Source organism: Pseudomonas sp. S3_B08 (assembly GCF_054667725.1).
The window spans coordinates 903,564-922,256 of sequence record NZ_CP162750.1 but is presented as its reverse complement, the minus strand read 5'-3'; the positions used below and the strand labels follow the sequence as shown (position 1 = coordinate 922,256).

Below are 18,693 nucleotides of genomic sequence, written 5' to 3'. Positions count from 1 at the left end.
CCTCTCAAGAAATCAGTTTTTCCAGATCATCGAGGGATAGACGTTTGAGGGCCTCCAGTGATTTAGCCAATTCATCCTGAACGGGCGACATTTCGACGCGCAGCGCTTCGATCCGCGCGCAGAAATCCTTGAGGGTGTCGGTTTCGAACAGCGCCTTGAGCGGCACCTTGTCGCCGAGACGCTCCTGCACCCGGGTCACCACCAGCGTCGCCAGTAACGAATGGCCGCCGAGCTGGAAGAAGTTGTCCGCCAGCCCTACCCGCTCGACTTCCAGCACTTGCTGCCAGATCGTCGCGACCTCCCACTGCAAGTCGCTTTGCGGTGCCTGGTATTGCTCCTGCGTCGGGCTCTCGCCCAACGCCATCAGCGCCTTGCGATCAAGCTTGCCGTTGGGCGTCAGCGGGATCGCATCGATCAGGTGCAGATGCCCCGGCAGCATGTGCGCCGGCAAGCGACTGGCCAAGGCATTGCGTACCCGCTCGGCCAGCGTCGACCGCTCGCTGTCCGGCGCGGCGACGAGGTAGCCATGCAGGTGTTTGCCAGCGGCGCCGTCCTGCGCCAGTACCACCGCTTCGCCGATATCGTCGAGTTCCAGCAGGCGCGCTTCGATCTCGCTGAGTTCGATGCGGAAACCGCGAATCTTCACCTGATGGTCGGCGCGACCGATGTACTCGATGTTGCCATCGTCGCCCTGGCGCACCAGATCGCCGGTGCGGTACAGGCGCTCGCCATTGCTCGCGTAAGGATTCGGCACAAAGCGTTCGGCGGTCAGCGCGGCGCGGCGCAGATAGCCGCGCGTCACCCCGGCACCAGCGAGGTACAGCTCGGCCGCCACGCCCTCGGGCAGCGCCTGCAACTGACTGTCGAGCAGGTAGGCCACGGTGTTGTCCAGCGGCCGGCCAATGTTCGCCTGCCCCTGCGGCGTGCGCAGGGTGAAGGTCGAATAAGTGGTGTCTTCCGACGGCCCGTAGAGGTCGTAGACCTGCTGCACCTGAGTGCTGGCGTAGAGGCTGTCGACCAGACTCTGCTTGAGCGGCTCGCCGGCCAGATTGATGGTGCCGACCGAAGTCGGGATCTGCCCGGCCCGTTGCAACGCGGCAATCGCCGACGGCACAGTGTTGATCAGGGTGACCTGCTCGCGCGCCGGCAAATCCGCCAGCGCCAGAGCGTTGTCGGCCAATACCAGACAGCCTCCGCAGGCCAGCGTGACGAAGATTTCCCACACCGACAGATCGAAGCAGATCGAGGTCGAGGCCAGCACACCGCGCAATTGTTCTTCGCGATAGACACCCGCTGACCACTGAATCAGCGCCGACAGATTGCCGTGGCTGATCGCTACGCCTTTCGGTTTGCCGGTGGAGCCGGAGGTGTAGATCACGTACGCCAGATTTTCAGCCGCGAGGTTAACCAGCGGCGCAGTGGCCGGGCATTCGCTGGCGACGTTCTCGTCCACCAGCAGCACCTGCGCACTCAAGGTTTCGGGCAGCATCGCCAATGCCGCTGGCTCAGTGAGCAGCACCGCCGCGCGGCTGTCGTCGAGCATGTGCAGCAAGCGTTCCTGCGGGTAATCCGGATCGAGCGGCACGTAGGCGCCACCGGCCTTGAGGATCGCCAGCAAGCCGACCAGCATGTCCGGCGTGCGGCGCATGCACACGCCGACGCGCACTTCCGGCCCGACGCCCATGCCTTGCAGCTTGTGCGCCAGACGATTGGCTCGGGCATCGAGGTTTTGGTAAGCGATGGATTGCTCAGCGAACAGCACCGCGTTCGCCTGCGGCTGACGTTGCACTTGCGCGGCAATGTGCGCCAGCACCGTGCGTTGATCCGGCGTGGTAACCGGCGCCTTGCCCCACTCGATCGCTTGTTGCCGTTGTGGCTCGGCGAGCAGTTGCAGCGCCCCCAGCGGCTGCGTGGCGTCGGCGAGGAACTGCTCGAGCAGGCCTTGCAACTGCGCACTCAACGCATTGATCGCTTGAGCGTCGAAACTGGCCTGATCGTAACTCACGCCCAGACTCAGCTCACGGCCGGTGATCGCCACCAGGGTCAGCGGATAATTGGTCTGCTCCTGACGGCGGATCGCCGAGAATTTCAGGCCGGTCTGCGGACCCTGAGCCAAGGCCTCGGCCATCGGGTAGTTTTCGAACACCAGAATGCTGTCGAACAACGCGCCGGCACCCGCCCCGGCCCAGCGCTGAATGTCATACAGCGGCGTGTGTTCGTGCTCGCGCAAGGCCAGGTTGAGGTCTTGCACCTGTTGCAGCCATTGGCTGACGCCGATCTCCGGCGATGGCGCCGCCACCACCGGCAAGGTGTTGATGAACAGGCCGATCTGCTGCTCGACACCCGGCAAATCCGTCGGCCGCCCGGCGACAGTCGCGCCGAACGCCACGTGATCCTGGCCGGTGTAGCGCTGCAACAGCAGCAGCCACGCCGCTTGTACCAGCGTGTTGAGGGTGACTTTCTGCTCGCGGGCGAAGCGGTTCAGTTCCGCGGTCAGCGGTTCGCTGAACACATGCTGGTGATCGGCATAGCCGCTGGCCGCGAGCCTGACCGGCATGGCACTGGCCAGTCGCGTCGGCTCTTCGAGATCCGCCAGCGCCGTGCTCCAGAACTGCCGACTGGCTTGCGGATCGCGCTGGCCGAGCCATTCGATGTAATCGCGATAACGCCCCTGCCCTGTGCTCGGCACGATGCCGGCGTAACGTTGCAGCACTTCGCCGAACAACTGCGAAGTGCTCCAGCCGTCCATGAGGATGTGATGGCAGGTGTAGATCAGGTGATGAGTGTGCTCATCGATGCGCACCAACGTCACGCGCAACAGCGGTGCGTCGAGCAGATCGAAACCGTTGTGCAGATCTTCAGCGGCGAGATGATCAAGCGCGGCATCCAGGCCAGCGCGACCGCGCCAGTCCTGCACCTGCCACGGCATCTGCACACGGCTGCGGACCACCTGCACGGGCGCGGCGGCATCCTGCGGCCAGACGAACGCCGTACGCAGAATATCGTGGGCTTCGAGGGTCTGCTGCCAGGCCTGGTGGAAGCGCTCGGCGTCGAGCTGCTCGACGTCGACGCGCAGCTGATTGGTGTAAGCCGGACTGTCCGGCTCGTTGCGGCTGTGGAACAGAATGCCTTGCTGCATCGGCGACAGCGGGTACAGATCGACGATGTCACGCGGCGCCATCGGCAGCGCCGACAGCTGCGCCTGGGTCAGGTTGGCGAGGTTGAAATCCGAGGGTGTCACGCCACCTGCGCCGCTCGCGCAGCAATGTTCGATCAGGCGTTGCAGTTCGCGGCGATAGGCCTCGGCCAGCGCCTCGATGGTCTCGGCGCGGTACATGCCGGTGCCGAAGGTCCAGGTCAGTTCCAGCTCACCGCCGAGAACCTGTCCGTCGACGCTCAGCCAATTGCCCAGCGGTGCCTGTCCATCCTGATTGGCGCCAGTGCCGTCGCTGCTTGGCAAGAACAACGCGCCTTGCTCGGCGCTGAACGCGCCGTCGAACTGACCGAGGTAATTGAAGGTCACCCGTGGTTGCGCCAGCGTCTGCAACTCGGCAGCACGCGTGAGGTAACGCAGCACGCCATAACCGATGCCTTTGCCCGGCACGGCGCGCAGTTGCTCCTTGATCGCACACAGCGATGCAGCGGGATTGGCCTGCGGGGTCAGGCGCACCGGGAACAGGCTGCTGAACCAGCCGACCGTGCGGCTCAGGTCGATGTCGTCGAACAGGTCTTCACGACCATGGCCTTCGAGCTGGATCAACACCGAAGGCTGCTCGCTCCAGTCACACAACACCCGCGCCAATGCGGTCAGTAACAGGTCGTTGATTTGCGTGCGGTAGGCCGCCGGGGCGACTTTCAGCAGTTTGTCGGTCAATGTCTGGCTCAGGCGCGTACTGGCGCGGGCAGCCTGGGCGCGGGTCTGGCTGTCCTCGGCGAAATCCCGTGGCAGTGCCGCGTCAGCCGCCGCCAGGGTCTGGCGCCAATAAGCGCTTTCGGCCGCCAACGTTTCGCTCTGTGCATAACGATGCAACTGCTCGGCCCAGTTGTGCAGCGAACTGCTCTGGCCCGGCAACACCGGCGCCGTCCCCGCCGCCAATGCCTGGTAAGCCTGCTGCAAGTCCTCAAGCAGAATGCGCCACGACACGCCGTCGACCACCAGATGATGGATCACCAGCAACAAGCGCTGCTCGGCGTTCGGCAGGTTGACCAGCACCGCGCGCAGCAAGTGCCCGCGTTGCAAATCCAGGCTGCGCTGCGCCGCGTCGGCCACGGCCGGCAAGGCATCGAGGCTGTCCAGCTCGCGTACCCAGAGCAATTCGGCATCACCCTGCGGCTGCGGCAGTGCCTGCCAGTGATCGCCCGACTGCACAAAGCTCAAGGCCAGCGCTTCGTGCTGTTCGACCAACGTCGCCAGCGCCTTGCGCAAATGCACGGCGTCCAGCGCCAGGGTCGGTTGCAGCATTACCGACTGATTCCAGTGCTGACGCTGGGCAATCGGCGTCTCGAAGAAGCGCACCTGAATCGGCAGCAACGGCAACGGCCCGCGTGCCACAGGTGCGGCGACGGCAGCCGGTTTGGCTTCGATCAGTCTGGCCACGGCAGCCAGTTGGCCGATGGTCTGTTTTTCGAACAACTGCTTGGGGCTGAGCTTGATGCCCTGGCGCTTGGCCCGGGCGATGATCTGCAAGCTGAGGATCGAGTCGCCGCCCAGTTCAAAGAAGTTATCGCTGCTGCCGACCCGCTCAAGCTTGAGCACCTCAGCCCAGATCGCGGCCAGTTTCTCTTCGATCTCACCGACCGGCGCGACGAACTGCTGGCTGACCACGCCGGGCACTGGCAAGGCACGCTTGTCGAGTTTGCCGTTGGCGGTCAGCGGCAGCTTTTCCAGCAACACTAACTGCGCCGGCACCAGGTAATCCGGCAGCCGCGCCTGCAATTGCTCGCGCAGATCCTGCGCCTGCACCTTCGCGCCCACTGCCGGCACGCACCATGCCAGCAGTTGCAGGCGCGCCGGATCGTCATCCAGTGGCAGCGCGAGCACGGCGGCTTCGCTGACACCGTCGAGGCTGAGCAACACCCGCGCGACTTCCGCAGGCTCAACACGGTAGCCGCGCACTTTGACCTGGTCGTCGGCACGACCGATGAATTCCAGCGCCTGCTTGCGGTTGCGCCGGACCCGGTCGCCGCTGCGGTAGACCCGCGCGCCCGCTGCGCCGAACGGGTCGGGCAGGAATCGTTCGGCGGTCAGCGCCGGCTGATTCAGGTAGCCAAGGGCAACGCTGTCGCCACCGATGTACAACTCACCAGCGACCTGATCGGCTACCGGGTTGAGCACATCGTCGAGCACATAGACATGGGCACCGGCCAGCGCTGCGCCGATCGGAACACTACGCGCCTGGGCGGGGAGTTCTTCGACCTCATGGGTCAGCACACCCACGGTGGTTTCGCTCGGCCCGTAGTGGTTGATCAGGCGGCAGCCCGGCTTAAGTTGCTGAACGCGCTCGACCAGCGCCGGCGAACAGGCTTCGCCGCCGACGATCAGCGCGTGTTCCGGCAACGCATCGGCAGGCTTGGCCGCCTGCAACAGCGCGGCGAGATGTCCGGGGACGATTTTCAACACGCCAACGCGATGGCGGGCCATGTATTCGGCAAAGCGATCCGGATCGAAGCCGAGTTCTTCCGGCAGCACATGCAGCAATCGGCCCGAGCACAACGCGCCGAACAGCACCGTGAAGCCAAGGTCGGCGGCGATGGTCGAGACCAGCGCCATGCTCGCCTCCGGCGCCGGCGCCAGACGCTCGAGTACACCGCGCACATAACTGCCCAGCGCGCCGTGGCTGACCAGCACGCCCTTGGGTTGCCCGGTGGAACCGGAGGTGTGAATCACGTAGGCCGGCGACTGCGCATACAGCGTCAGCTCAGGCGCGGATGCCAGCAGCGACTGCCATTGCCCCGGCGCAAACTCCAGACCCTGACAGCCCTCAGCCGCCAGTTCGCTGAGCCGTGCGTCGCCTTCAGCACCGATCAGCGCCCGCGCCTGCGCAGCGCCGAGCATCTGCTTCAGGCGCGCGCTTGGCGCCTTGACGTGGAGCGGCATGTACACCGCGCCAGCCTTGAGAATCGCCAATACGCAAGTCAGCCAGTCCAGCGAACGTTCCAGCAGCACCGCCACCGGTTCGCCGACATTGACGCCCTGCGCACGCAAATAATGGGCGAGACGGTTGGCTTGTTCATCCAGCGCCTGGAAAGTCACCGTTTGCTTGAGATCCCGAGCGGCCAGCGCCTGTGGCTGCCGCGCCACTTCACGCGCCCAGTGTTGCAACACCGTCAACGCCGGTTCGCGGTGAATGGCAAGCGCAGCAGGCCGCCGCGTGGCTACGGTGTGCAATGGCGCCTGCGGCGAGTTGAGCAACTGTGTAAACAGGTCCAGCAACATCGGCACAAAACCGGCGACCGTTTCCGCCCGATAGAGATCGCTGGCGTAGGTCATCTGACCGTGGATCAGTGCGCTGTCGTCGGTGATGTCCAGGGCCAGATCGAAATGCGTGCCGTCCTTGGCCAGCGGGTATTCGCCGACAGTCAGGCCGGGCAAGGCCATCGAGCGTTGTTTCTGCATGCCGACGTTCTGGTTGAACTTGGCCTGGAACAGCGGGTTGTGGCCCAGGGTGCGTTCGGCGACCAATTCGTCGACGAGTTGCTCGAACGGCAACTCCTGATGTGCCTGTGCGCCGAACGCCGCTTCACGCACCTGCGCGAGCAAATCGGCGAAACTGCCGCGCTCATCGACCTGGCAACGCAGCACCTGGGTGTTGACGAAGAAACCGATCAGTCCCTCGACTTCGGCGCGGCCACGGTTGGCATTCGGCACGCCGACACGAATGTCGCGCTCGCCGGCCAGACGCGAAAGGAACAGCGAGAACCCGGCCAGCACCAGCATGAACAGGCTGATGCCCTGGCTGCGGGCGAAGACGTTGAGCTGTTGCGACAGGTCGGTGCCGAAATCAAAGCTCAGGGTCTGTCCTGCAAAGCTTTGCGTCAGCGGTCGGGCAAAGTCCGGCGCCACTTCCAGCAGCGGATGTTCGTCGCCCAATTGCTGACGCCAGTAGTCGAGCTGGCGTTCACCCTCGCCGGCCTCCAGCCAGCGCCGCTGCCAGATCGCATAGTCGGCGTATTGCAACGGCAGCGCCGGCAATTGCGGCTCGCGCTGCAGGCTGAACGCCTGATAGCACTGCACGAATTCCTTGACCATGACGTCCATCGACCAGCCATCGGAGACGATGTGATGCATGCTCACCACCAGCACGAACTCATCGTCGGCCAAAGCAAACAGGCTGGCGCGCAACAGCGGGCCGTGGCGCAGATCGAACGGTTGCGCGGTGACGTCTTGCACGTGTTGCGCGAGCAGTTCTTCGCGCTCTTGCGCGGCGGTGCCGGTCAGATCGAAGCGTTGCAGCGCAATACTTTGCTGCTCGAGGATCAGCTGATGCGCTTGATCGCCGTCGGTGTGAAACACCGTGCGCAACACTTCATGGCGCGCCAGCAGATGATCGAACGAGCGGCTCAGGGCTGACTCATTCAGCGAACCTTTGAGACGCAAGCCAGCGGCCATGTTGTACGCGGCGCTGTGCGGTTCCAGTTGCCACAGGAACAGCAGGCGTTGCTGGGCGAACGACAGGGGAATCTGCCCGCAGTCGTGGCGGCTGACCGGCAACGGCAACAGGCTGAAGTCCTTGCCCTCCTCGCGCAGTTTGGCGAGAAACAGCCGACGCTGTTCCAGCGGCAAGCCGACGAACCTTTTTGCAATACGTTCCGCCATCGTGCCGCTCATACTTCTTCTCCTTGCAAAGCATTCATGAACTGATCCATGTCGGACCAGTCGTCGTCGCCGCTCACCTCGGCCAGTTGCCCGAGCACCTCGGCCAGATCCGCCAGCAGCGGGTTTTCGAACAGGCTGCGCAGTGGCAGCACCACGCCCATCTGCTCCTTGACCCGGGCAATCACCTGCGCGGCCAGCAACGAATGGCCGCCCAGTTCAAAAAAGTGATCGTCCAGGCCCACACGCGGCACGTGCAGCACCTCGGCCCAGACCTGCGCCAGACATTGTTCAGCCGGTGATTGCGGGGCGCGGTAATCGCCCTGCAACTGCGCAGGATCCGGCGCTGGCAAGGCCTTGCGGTCGAGCTTGCCGCTCGGCGTCAGCGGCAGGTTCGCCAGCAACAGCAGATGCCCCGGCACCATGTAATCCGGCAGGCTGGCTTGCAGCGCGGCGCGGGTCTGCTGACGGAATGCCGCTTGCGTCGCCGCGCTGGCGAGCACCGCAGGTTCTGTCACAACGTAGGCGACCAGTTGCGCACCGCCCGCGAACGGCACCGCCAGCACCACTGCTTCGCGAACGCCCGGACATTGCTGCAGGCGCGATTCGATCTCGCCCAGTTCGATGCGGAAGCCGCGAATCTTCACCTGATGATCGACCCGGCCGACGTACTCCAGCGCGCCATCGCCGCGCAGCCGCGCACGGTCGCCAGTGCGATACAGGCGCTGGCCGTCGGCAAACGGGTCGGCAATGAAACGCTCGGCGCTGAGGCTCGGTTGGCGGTGATAACCGCGCGCCAGACCCGGCCCACCGATGTACAACTCGCCCACCGCGCCTTGCGGCAGCAGGTTCAGATCATCGTCGAGCACGTACAGACGCCGCGCTGCCAGTGCGTGGCCGATCGGCATGCCGCGCCACGACACGTCTTGGGCGGTCAGCGCGGTGCAGTCATGAATCGTCGAGACCACCGTGGCCTCGGTCGGGCCGTAGGTGTTGAGCAGGCGCACATGGCCGAGCCCGGCCTGTTGCCACAAGCGCAAACCGTCCACCGCCATGGCTTCGCCGCCAACGTGAATCTGCCGCAGCGCACCGAAACTTGCCGGGGGTTTCGCCGCGTATTCCTGCACCAGCCAATACCAATAAGCCGCCGGCAGGTCGGCCAGAGTGATGCCCTGATCGTGGATGACCTGATGCAAAGTCGCGCTGTCCCACAACGGCGCGTCGCGCATGACCACGCTGGCGCCGTGGCACAGCGGTGGGAAAAACTGCTCGACGAAGCCATCAAAACTGCTGGTGGCGAATTGCAGAACCCGGTCGCCTTCGCGCAAATCGCTGTAGTCGATGGCGCGGGCGATGAACTCGCTCAGCGCGCCATGACTGACCGCCACGCCTTTCGGCCGCCCGGTGGAACCCGAGGTGTAGATCACATAAGCGAGGTTGTCGGCTTCGACCGTGACCGGCAGGTTGCCGCTCTGCTCGCTGGCGGGCAACTGCTCCAGGCACAGGCATTCGATGCCGTCGAGCGGCGGCAGGCTGGCGAGGCTTTGCCGGTCGCCGAGCAACAGTTTCAGGCCGCTGTCAGCGAGCACGTGGCGCAGGCGTTCGGCCGGGGTCTGTGGGTCCAGCGGCACATAGGCACCACCGGCCTTGAGCACCGCCAGCAGCGCCACCGCCAATTCCAGCGAACGCCCCAGCGCGACGCCGACCAGCACGTCCGGGCCGACACCCTGTACGCGTAATTGATGGGCCAGACGATTGCTGCGGCTGTTGAGTTCGTCGAAGCTGAATGCCGGCGCAGGCGCAGTGGCCAACCGCACCGCCGGCGCTTGCCCAGTGCGCGCGACCTGCGCTTCGAACAGGCTTTGCACGCTAATGAAACGAGGCGCTGGCGCGGTGGCCTGGATCATGGCGTGGCGTTCGTCTTCGGCAAGCATCGCCACTTCGCCGATCAACTGCTGCGGATCGCGGCACACCGACTGGAGAATGTTGCGCCAATGCCCGGCCAGCGCGGCGATGGTTGAAGCATCAAAAATATCCGTGGCGTAAGTGAAGGCAGCAAACAATTGCTCGCCCTCCTCGCGAGTGTCGAGCATCAGGTCACTGGTGGCCGCATGTTGCCGGCCGCTGCCGGCCAGTTGCTCCTCGCTCAGATAGCCCACGCGCAAGCCGGAAGCGAGTTGCGCCTGGTGCAAATCGGTGACCAGCGGCTGATGGTTGAACATCACCTGAAACAGCGGATTGTGGCTCTGGCTGCGCGCCGGTTGCAGGGCTTCGATCAGGGCGTCGAACGGCAGATCCTGATGGGCCTGGGCGCCGAGGGCGGCCTGGCGCAGGTTCTGCAGCAACTCGGTGAAGGGCGTTTGTGCGGTGACCACGCTGCGCAGAATCTGCGTGTTGACGAAGAAGCCGATCAACCCTTCGGTTTCACTGCGGGTGCGGTTGGCGATCAGCCCGCCGACACGAATATCGGTCTGGCCGCTGTAGCGATGCAACAGGGTCTTGAACGCTGCCAGCAACACCACGAACAAGGTTACGCCCTGACGCTGGGCAAGGTTTTTCAGCTCTTCGCGCAGGGCTGCGTCGATCACCGTTTCCAGGCGTGCGCCCTGATGGCTGGACTGCGCCGGATAGGCGCGATCGGTGGGCAATTCCAGCACCGGATGTTCGTCGCCCAGTTGCGTGTGCCAGTAGTCCAGTTGCCGCTCGCGCTCACCGGCCTCCAGCCAGCTGCGCTGCCACAGTGCGTAGTCGCGGTAATGCACGCTCAACGGCGCCAGCGTCGGATCACGCCCGGCGACCAACGCGTCGTAAGTGCGCATGAGTTCGTCGATCAGAATGTTCATCGACCAGCCGTCGGCGATGATGTGATGCAGGGTCAGCAGCAACACATGTTCCTGCTCGGCCAGGCGCAACAGACGCAGACTCAGCAGCGGGCCATTCTGCAGGTCGAAGGCCTGCGTCGCCTCGGCCATCATGTGCTGCTGCGCAAGCGGCCAGCGCTGGGCTTCGGGCACCGTGCTCAGGTCAGTGACGGGCAGTTTTAGTGGCTTTGGTTCGGCCACGCGCTGGAAGGCCCGCTCGCCATTCTGGCCGAAGGTGGTGCGCAAACATTCGTGGCGCGCCGCCAGACGGCTGAAGGCCTGCTCCAGTGCCTCGACTTGCAACTCACCATCCAGACGCACAGCCATCGGCAGGTTGTAGGCGGCGCTGGTCGGCTCCAGTTGCCAGAGAAACCACATGCGCTGCTGCGCGTAAGACAGGCCGTCTCGCTCGGCGATGCCGTCGCAGGCGGTCATGGGAAGCTGCGCAAAATCGATGCCTTCGCGGGCCATGCCGGCGAGGAACAGACGGCGTTTGTCCTGGGGCAATTCGATAAAGCGGCGGGCTAGTTTCTGTGCGTCTGCGGCATTCATGCGTGGAGTCCTTGCTGATCGGCGGCGTGACCTGGAGACCCGGTCGTATCAACAAGAACGAATGGCCCGCGCGATGATTTAGCGCGCCAGCGGCAATCACGGCCCGACGGTTCAAAGGCCAGACAGACAAATGCCGAAGCCGGTACAGGCCCGGATTCGGCATTTGAGTTGAAGGGTTGCGAACAGGTCAGCGCACGTCCTGCGAATGCCCCTCGGCCATGGCCACGATGACTTTGCGCGGCCCTTCGAACGGTGAGCGCGCGTGAGCCGAGAGCATGTTGTCGAGCATCAGCACATCGCCCTCCTGCCAGGGGAAACTGATCGCACAGTCGTCGAGCACCGCGCGAATCTGCGCCAGCACTTCGTCTTCGATCGGCGAGCCGTCGCCGTAGTAGACATTACGTGGCAGGTCTTCTTCGTCGACGATGTCGAGCAAGCTTTCGCGCACGTCCGCTGGCAGGTTGGAGATGTGAAACAGGTGCGCCTGATTGAACCAGACGTGGTCGCCGGTCACCGGATGCACCGCCACCGCCTGACAGATCTGGCGCGTGCGCAGCTCACCGTCGTCCTTCCACTCGCAGACAATGCCGTGAGCCTTGCAGTAGGCCTCGACGACTTCACGGTCTTCGGTGTTGAACACGTCTTCCCAGGCCACATCGAGGCCATTGCCGAAGTTGCGCACGTACATCAGGCCTTTGCTGACGAAACGCTCGCGGATCGCCACCGGGATGCGCCGGTACACTTCGCGGCTGTCGGCAATCGGCGTCTCACCGCCGGACCTGGCGGCGATCATGCTGTAGAACCAGATCTTCATCGGCCAGTCGCGGGAATAGGCCTGCTCGTTGTGCAACGGAATGCTCTGGTGCGCCGGGTATTCGGTGGAGGTGTACACGCCTTGGGTGACGTTGGTGCGCGGCGTCGAGCCGAACTCGTAGTTGAGCAATGGATGGCCGAAACTCGCGGCAAACTGGCGGAACTGCTCGGCGCCGTCGAGGCGAAAACCGCGAAACAGCACGCCACCGTCGCGCAGCAGGTGCTCGTCGACCAACGCCTTCAATTCATCGAATACCGCCAACAGATCGGTGTCGGCATCGCCCGCCTCGACCAGCAGCGGCAAGCGCCCGCGCTGCGGCAGCAGTGGCCGCACGGAAAACCCCAGAGCAACAGCCATGACTGGCCTCCTGAAAATGATAGATGGGTCGCGTCTCAGAACGCCGGTTGCGCGGCCTGCGCATGGCGCCGGTGATGCACTTCCAGATGCGTCTTGATCGTGCGAATGACCCGCGCTTCATGCTCATGAATGAAGAAATGCCCGCCGGTCATCATGTCCACCGAGAAACTGCCCAGGGTCTCTTTGCTCCAGCCGATCAATTGTTCGGTGGTGGCGCGGTCTTCCTTGCCACCGAGCACGTGCACCGGGCAATTGAGCAAGGGCCGCTCGGCAGGCGTGAAGCGCCCGCACATCATGAAATCGGCGCGCAGCACCGGCAGGGTCAGGCTCATCAGCTCTTTATTGGCGAGGACTTCTTCGCTGGTGCCCTGAAAAGTGCGCAACTGTTCGATGAGTTCTGCATCGCTGCGCGGTTCGGCAAAGCCTCGGTCGTAATCGCTGCGCATGGACGGTGCGGCGGTGCCGGAGGCGAACAGCGCCAGCGGCTCCGGCACACCCAATTCGCGAAAGGCATGGGCCATTTCGCAGGCGAGCAATGCACCGAGGCTATGCCCGAACAACGCATACGGGCCTTGCAGCCCCGGCTTGTGCTCGCGCGCCAGTTGCCGCGCCAGTGCGCGCATGTCGGTTTGCAGCGGTTCATCGAACCGCGCGCCACGTCCCGGCAGTTCCACCGGTTGCAATTGCAGCCACGTCGGCAGTTGACGCCGCCAGCGGCTGTAAACCATGGCGCTGGCGCCCGAATAGGGCAGGCACAGCAATGTCAGCTTGGTCACCGCGCTTTCCTTGAAAAATGTGTCTGCAAGAAAGACGGATCACTCGCCGGACAAATTAGTCGCCCGGTCGCTAAATTCCCCCGCCAGCCGCTCGTTGCCTGTTCAGGAAAAAAACAACAATCGCGAGGGAATCACCGTGGACCTGCAGAGCATTCTGGGCAAGTTGTTCGCCAACGCCGGCGCGGTCGGCATCGAGGGCGTTTTCCAGTTCATCTTCAGCGCGCAACAGGCGTACTGGTACGACATCAAGACCAGCCAGCGCACGGAAATCGGGCGCCATCCAAGCCCGGACGTGACCATCGAAGTGGCGCAAAAGGAATTTCTCGGGATCATGGCCGGCGTGGTCAATGTCGAGGAACTGTTCGCCAGCGGGCGCCTGAAGATCGGCGGCAACATGGGCCTGGCGACGATGTTGCCGCAGATCATCGACCACGCTCGCCAGGGTGGCGGCACGGTGGAAAAGGTTGACATGAACAAGCGCTACCCGACGCCACCGCGCTTCAGCGAAAAGCTCACTGCCGCGCTGCCTCGGCAGACCAGCATCGAACGCCGTGCGCGCGAAGGGTTGAGCCGGCACGAATTCGAAACCCGGTATCTGCCCAACGGCATTCCATTGGTGATCAGCAATGCCCTGCACGACTGGCCATTGTTCAGCCTGAGCCGCGAGGAATCGCTGGTGCATTTCGCTGAACTGCAGGGCATCACCCGCCATGGCGATTATGTGAAGAAGACCTTTTCCACCGAGCGTGATTTCCGCTCGACCTCGATGGCCGAATTCATCGCCTCGCTGGACAGCCCGGCGGTCAAAGGCGCGGATGGCGAGCCGCCGGCGTACATGGGCAACAACATCCTGCCCGCGCAATTGTTGCAGCAGATCCAGTACCCGCCCTACTTCGACACGTCGCTGTTCATTCCGCCACGTATCTGGATCGGCCCCAAGGGCACGCTGACGCCGTTGCACCGCGATGACACCGACAACCTCTTCGCCCAGGTTTGGGGGCAGAAAAAATTCACCCTTGCCGCACCACATCATCGCGAAGCGCTGGGCACCTGGTCGACCGCGCCCAAGGGTGGCCTGGATGGCTGCGATTTCAACCCGGACGCGCCGGACTATGAGCGTTTCCCGGCAGCGCGGGAGGTGACGTTTTTGCGGGTGACGCTGGAGGCTGGGGATCTGCTGTTTTTGCCAGAGGGCTGGTTCCATCAGGTGGAGTCGGTGTCGACTTCGCTGTCAGTCAACTTCTGGGTCGACTCAGGACGCGGCTGGTAACCCCATTTCCTGTAGGAGCGTAGGAGCTGACGAGTGCAACGAGGCTGCGATCTTTTGATCTTGATCTTGATCTTCAAAATCCAAAGTCAAAGTCAAAAGATCGCAGCCTCGTTGCACTCGTCAGCTCCTACAACAGGACTGTTATTTCAAGTGACGGAAACTTTGAAACGCGGAAATCAGCACCACCGCCCCCGCCGCAATCGCCAGCCAGAAGCCGCTGCGCGCGCCAAACGCATCGACCAGCGCGCCGGAACCGGCGGCGCCGATCGCCACGCCGATGCTCAGTCCGGTCACCAGCCAGGTCAGGCCTTCAGTCAGTTTGGCCGGTGGCACGATGCGTTCGATCAACGCCATCGCCACAATCAGCGTCGGTGAGAAGAACAGCCCGGCGATAAATACCGCGATCGACAAGCCGAGAATATTGCTCGCCAATAACAGCGGCAGCGTGGTCACTGCCGTCGCCACACCGCCGTAGAGAAACAGGCGCGGCAGCGGCAGTTTCGAACGCATCGCACCGAAGGCGATGCCGGCCAGGCATGAGCCGATCGCGTACACCGACAAAACAATACTCGCCGCTGCCGGCTGGCCCTGATGTTGAGCGAAAGCGACGCTGACCACATCGATGACTCCGACGATCACGCCCATCGCCAGCATCAACGCCAGCAGCCATTGCACGTCGGTCGAGCGAATGATCGAGCCCTGATGCTGCGACTCCTGCGCGTGCACCGGTGGTTCGGTGCTGCGCTGGGCGACAAACGCCGTCACGCCGATGGCCAGGGCCAACAGCGCCGCCAGCGGCCCGGCCTCGGGAAACACCGCGACCGACAAGCCCACCGACAGCGGCGGCCCGACGATAAAACACACTTCGTCGAGCACCGACTCCAGGGCATACGCCGTCTGCAATTGCGGCTGGCCACGGTAGATTTCAGTCCAGCGCGCCCGCACCATCGCCGACATGCTCGGCATGCACCCGGCCAGCGCGGCAAAGACGAACAAAGTCCAGTCCGGCGCCTGCAAACGCGTGCACAGCAGCAAACTCAATAACCCGCCGCCACCGGTCAGCGCTGCGATCGGCAGCACCCGCCCCTGACCATAACGGTCCACCAACCGCGATACCTGCGGCGCGCAAAACGCCGTGGCCAAGGCAAACGTCGCCGCCACCGCCCCCGCCAGCGCATAACCGCCGTTCAACTGCGCAAGCATGGTGATGAGGCCGATGCCGGTCATGGAAATGGGCATGCGCGCCAGCATCCCGGCCAGCACAAACGCACGGGCGCCGGGGGCGGTGAACAATTCGCGGTAGGGATTTGCCATCGATTGCAGCCTCATCAGGGGCGGCCAAGTTGCCATAGCCTTGAATGCCGTGGAAGCGCGCAATTGTTAGCGGTCTGTGAAGGCCCCTTCGCTCGCACATTCGAAATGCCGTCCCCCGGTGGGAGCGAGCCTGCTCGCGAAGGGGCCGGCGCAATCACCGCATCCAGCAAATGAACTCTCAGCGTCTGCCATCAGTCAGCTACTTAAGTCTCTGGAACCAAGGCGCGAATCGTCATGCAGATTTCCCTCGCTCATCAGGTGGCGCTGGTCACGGGTGCCAGCTCCGGCATCGGCCATGCCGCCGCCAAAGCACTCGCTGCGGCCGGTGCTGCGGTCGTGATCAACTACAACAGCAGCGCTGAACCTGCGGAAGAACTGGCCGCGCAAATCAACGCCAAGGGCGGCAAGGCCCTCGCTATCGGCGCCGATGTTTCGAAAGAGGACGAGGTCGAGCGGCTGTTCGCCGAGACCGTCGAAGCCTTCGGCTCGCTGGACATTCTGGTGGCCAACTCCGGTCTGCAAAAAGACGCTGCCGCCGTGGACATGACCCTCGACGACTGGAACACGGTGATCGGCGTCAACCTCACCGGGCAGTTCCTCTGCGCACGGGCGGCGTTGCGGATTTTCCAGCGTCAGGGCGTGCGCGAAGGCGTGTCGCGCGCGGCGGGCAAGATCATTCACATGAGTTCGGTGCACCAGCGGATTCCATGGGCCGGGCATGTCAATTACGCGGCGTCCAAGGGCGGCGTCGATCAGTTGATGCAAAGCCTTGCCCAGGAAGTCAGCCACCAGCGCATCCGCATCAACAGCATCGCGCCCGGTGCGATCAGCACGGCTATCAACACAGAAGCCACTGAAGGCGCGGCCGGCGACAAACTTCTTGAGCTGATTCCGTACGGGCGCATCGGCGATGTCGAGGATGTCGCCAACGCAGTGGTTTTCCTCGCTTCCGACCTGTCCGATTACATCGTCGGCACCACCCTGTTCATCGATGGCGGGATGAGCCTCTATCCGGAGTTTCGCGGCAATGGCTGAGCCTAAAGTGGAACAACAAAGTCCCATCGGTGCCCACGGCATCATCGGCGACATGCGCAGCGCCGCACTGGTCAATGACAAGGGCAGCGTGGATTTTTTCTGCTGGCCGGAGTTCGACAGCCCGACGATCTTCTGCTCGCTGCTCGACACCCCGCAAGCAGGGATTTTCCAGCTCGCGCCAGACTTGCCGGACGCGCGCCGAGAACAGATTTATCTGCCCGACACCAACGTCTTGCAGACCCGTTGGCTGAGCGAACACGCGGTGGTGGAAATCACCGATCTGTTGCCCATCGGTGACGATGTCGACGCACTGCCGCTACTGATGCGCCGGGTGCGCGTGGTCAGCGGCTCGGCGACGTTCAATCTGCGTTGCGCGGTGCGCCACGACTACGGCCGCGCCGACACCCGGGCAGAAATGGACGAAAAAGACGTAACGTTTCACGCCGCTGGCCAGCCGTCGATACGCCTGGCTTCAGATCAGGCACTGCAAATCGATGCACAAGCGGCCGTCGCGCAGTTCACCCTCAAGCACAATGAAACCGCCGCGTTCATGCTCGGCGGCAGCGACGATCCGCGTTTTGCCAAAGGCGCCGGCGAGTTGTGCATGGAGCGCACCCTCAAATACTGGCGCGGCTGGATCGGCCAATCCAACTATCGCGGGCGCTGGCGGGAAATCGTCAATCGCTCCGCCCTCGCCCTGAAACTGCTGACCTCGCGTCGCCACGGTGCGATCCTCGCCGCCGCCACCTTCGGCCTGCCGGAAACCCCCGGCGGCGAGCGCAATTGGGATTACCGCTACACGTGGATCCGAGATGCCTCGTTCACCGTTTACGCGTTCATGCGCCTGGGCTTTGTCGATGAAGCCAACCACTACATGCAATGGCTGCGCGGACGGGTGAGCGATTGCTGTGGCAAACCGATGAAACTCAACATCCTCTATGCCATCGATGGCCAGCAGGAATTGCCGGAAACCGAGCTGACGCATCTGGCCGGCCACGGCGGCGCGCAACCGGTGCGCATCGGTAACGGCGCTTATGACCAAATCCAGCTGGATATCTTCGGCGAGCTGATGGACGCGGTGTATCTGGTCAACAAGTACGGTGATGCGATCTCCCACGAAGGCTGGCGGCATGTCGGCGAAGTGGTCGATCAGGTCTGCGAAAACTGGCAGAGCGAAGATGTCGGCATTTGGGAAATGCGCGGTGAGACCCATCATTTCCTGCACTCGCGGCTGATGTGTTGGGTGGCGCTGGACCGGGCGATCCGTCTGGCTTCCAAGCGTTCGCTGCCGGCGCCGTTCGCCCGTTGGGATGACACCCGGCAAGCGATCTACACCGACATCTGGGAAAACTTCTGGGACGAAGAACGCGGGCATTTCGTTCAGTACAAGGGCGGTACCGCACTGGATGGCTCGATGCTGCTGATGCCGCTGGTGCGCTTCGTCAGCGCCAAGGATCCGCGCTGGCTGTCGACTCTGGAAGCAATCGAAAAAACCCTGGTGCGTGACGGCATGGTCTATCGCTATCGCAACGAAGACGCCAACATCGATGGCCTCAGCGGCACCGAAGGCGCGTTCGCCGCGTGTTCGTTCTGGTACGTCGAATGCCTGGCCCGCGCCGGCCAGGTGGAAAAAGCCCACCTGGAGTTCGAGCAATTGCTGCGATATGCCAATCCGCTTGGGCTGTACGCCGAAGAGTTCGACAGCCATGGGCGGCACCTGGGCAACACGCCGCAAGCGCTGACGCATCTGGCGTTGATCAGTGCAGCGAGTTTTCTTGACCGCAAGCTGAGTGGCGAGAAGAGTTCCTGGCAGCCGTAGGGCTGTTTTTTCGTCAGCGCATGTCAGACCGATCCCTGACTGGACGGGATTTTTCCACAACGGGCCTGCATGCCAGCCAACG

General features: G+C 63.5%; 8 protein-coding genes. 3 read left to right on the top strand and 5 right to left on the bottom strand.

What is annotated here, in order from left to right:
• Nucleotides 1-4: 4 nt before the first annotated feature.
• From AB4N73_RS04275 to AB4N73_RS04260, 4 genes are all read right to left on the bottom strand, one after another.
• Nucleotides 5-7,828 (bottom strand): amino acid adenylation domain-containing protein, encoded by a 7,824-nt coding sequence (locus tag AB4N73_RS04275; protein WP_460142959.1) that lies wholly within the window; start codon nucleotides 7,826-7,828, stop codon nucleotides 5-7.
• Complete coding sequence (locus AB4N73_RS04270; protein WP_460142958.1) at nucleotides 7,825-11,226, bottom strand: amino acid adenylation domain-containing protein; 3,402 nt, start codon at nucleotides 11,224-11,226, stop codon at nucleotides 7,825-7,827. Before AB4N73_RS04270 ends, AB4N73_RS04275 begins: the two co-directional genes overlap by 4 nt.
• Nucleotides 11,227-11,413: 187 nt before the next feature.
• On the bottom strand, nucleotides 11,414-12,397 hold the full coding sequence (locus AB4N73_RS04265) for a TauD/TfdA family dioxygenase (RefSeq protein ID WP_041479063.1): 984 nt from the start codon (nucleotides 12,395-12,397) through the stop codon (nucleotides 11,414-11,416).
• Nucleotides 12,398-12,432: 35 nt separating this feature from the next.
• On the bottom strand, nucleotides 12,433-13,173 hold the full coding sequence (locus AB4N73_RS04260) for a thioesterase II family protein (protein ID WP_056784290.1): 741 nt from the start codon (nucleotides 13,171-13,173) through the stop codon (nucleotides 12,433-12,435).
• 136 nt (nucleotides 13,174-13,309) lie between these two features.
• Between AB4N73_RS04260 and AB4N73_RS04255 the strand changes: the two genes are divergently transcribed.
• Complete coding sequence (locus AB4N73_RS04255; protein ID WP_460093810.1) at nucleotides 13,310-14,443, top strand: cupin-like domain-containing protein; 1,134 nt, start codon at nucleotides 13,310-13,312, stop codon at nucleotides 14,441-14,443.
• 141 nt (nucleotides 14,444-14,584) lie between these two features.
• Here the strand turns inward: AB4N73_RS04255 and AB4N73_RS04250 are convergent, their stop codons facing one another.
• Nucleotides 14,585-15,757, bottom strand: a complete 1,173-nt coding sequence (locus tag AB4N73_RS04250) for an MFS transporter (protein ID WP_460093812.1) — start codon at nucleotides 15,755-15,757, stop codon at nucleotides 14,585-14,587.
• 234 nt (nucleotides 15,758-15,991) lie between these two features.
• Here AB4N73_RS04250 and AB4N73_RS04245 point away from each other — a divergent pair, with 234 nt between their 5' ends.
• Both AB4N73_RS04245 and AB4N73_RS04240 read left to right on the top strand, forming a co-directional pair.
• Nucleotides 15,992-16,792, top strand: a complete 801-nt coding sequence (locus tag AB4N73_RS04245; RefSeq protein WP_252869101.1) for a glucose 1-dehydrogenase — start codon at nucleotides 15,992-15,994, stop codon at nucleotides 16,790-16,792.
• Nucleotides 16,785-18,611: a glycoside hydrolase family 15 protein gene (locus AB4N73_RS04240; protein ID WP_460142957.1), complete on the top strand. Its 1,827-nt coding sequence runs from the start codon at nucleotides 16,785-16,787 to the stop codon at nucleotides 18,609-18,611. The genes AB4N73_RS04245 and AB4N73_RS04240 overlap by 8 nt, the downstream gene beginning before the upstream one ends.
• The last annotated feature ends 82 nt before the right edge of the window (nucleotides 18,612-18,693 follow it).

Coding starts and splice junctions, on each gene's coding strand:
- AB4N73_RS04275 (WP_460142959.1), bottom strand. CDS start 7,828: ATGAGCGGCACGATGGCGGAACGTATTGCAAAAAGGTTCGTCGGCTTG.
- AB4N73_RS04270 (WP_460142958.1), bottom strand. CDS start 11,226: ATGAATGCCGCAGACGCACAGAAACTAGCCCGCCGCTTTATCGAATTG.
- AB4N73_RS04265 (WP_041479063.1), bottom strand. CDS start 12,397: ATGGCTGTTGCTCTGGGGTTTTCCGTGCGGCCACTGCTGCCGCAGCGC.
- AB4N73_RS04250 (WP_460093812.1), bottom strand. CDS start 15,757: ATGGCAAATCCCTACCGCGAATTGTTCACCGCCCCCGGCGCCCGTGCG.
- AB4N73_RS04245 (WP_252869101.1), top strand. CDS start 15,992: ATGCAGATTTCCCTCGCTCATCAGGTGGCGCTGGTCACGGGTGCCAGC.
- AB4N73_RS04240 (WP_460142957.1), top strand. CDS start 16,785: ATGGCTGAGCCTAAAGTGGAACAACAAAGTCCCATCGGTGCCCACGGC.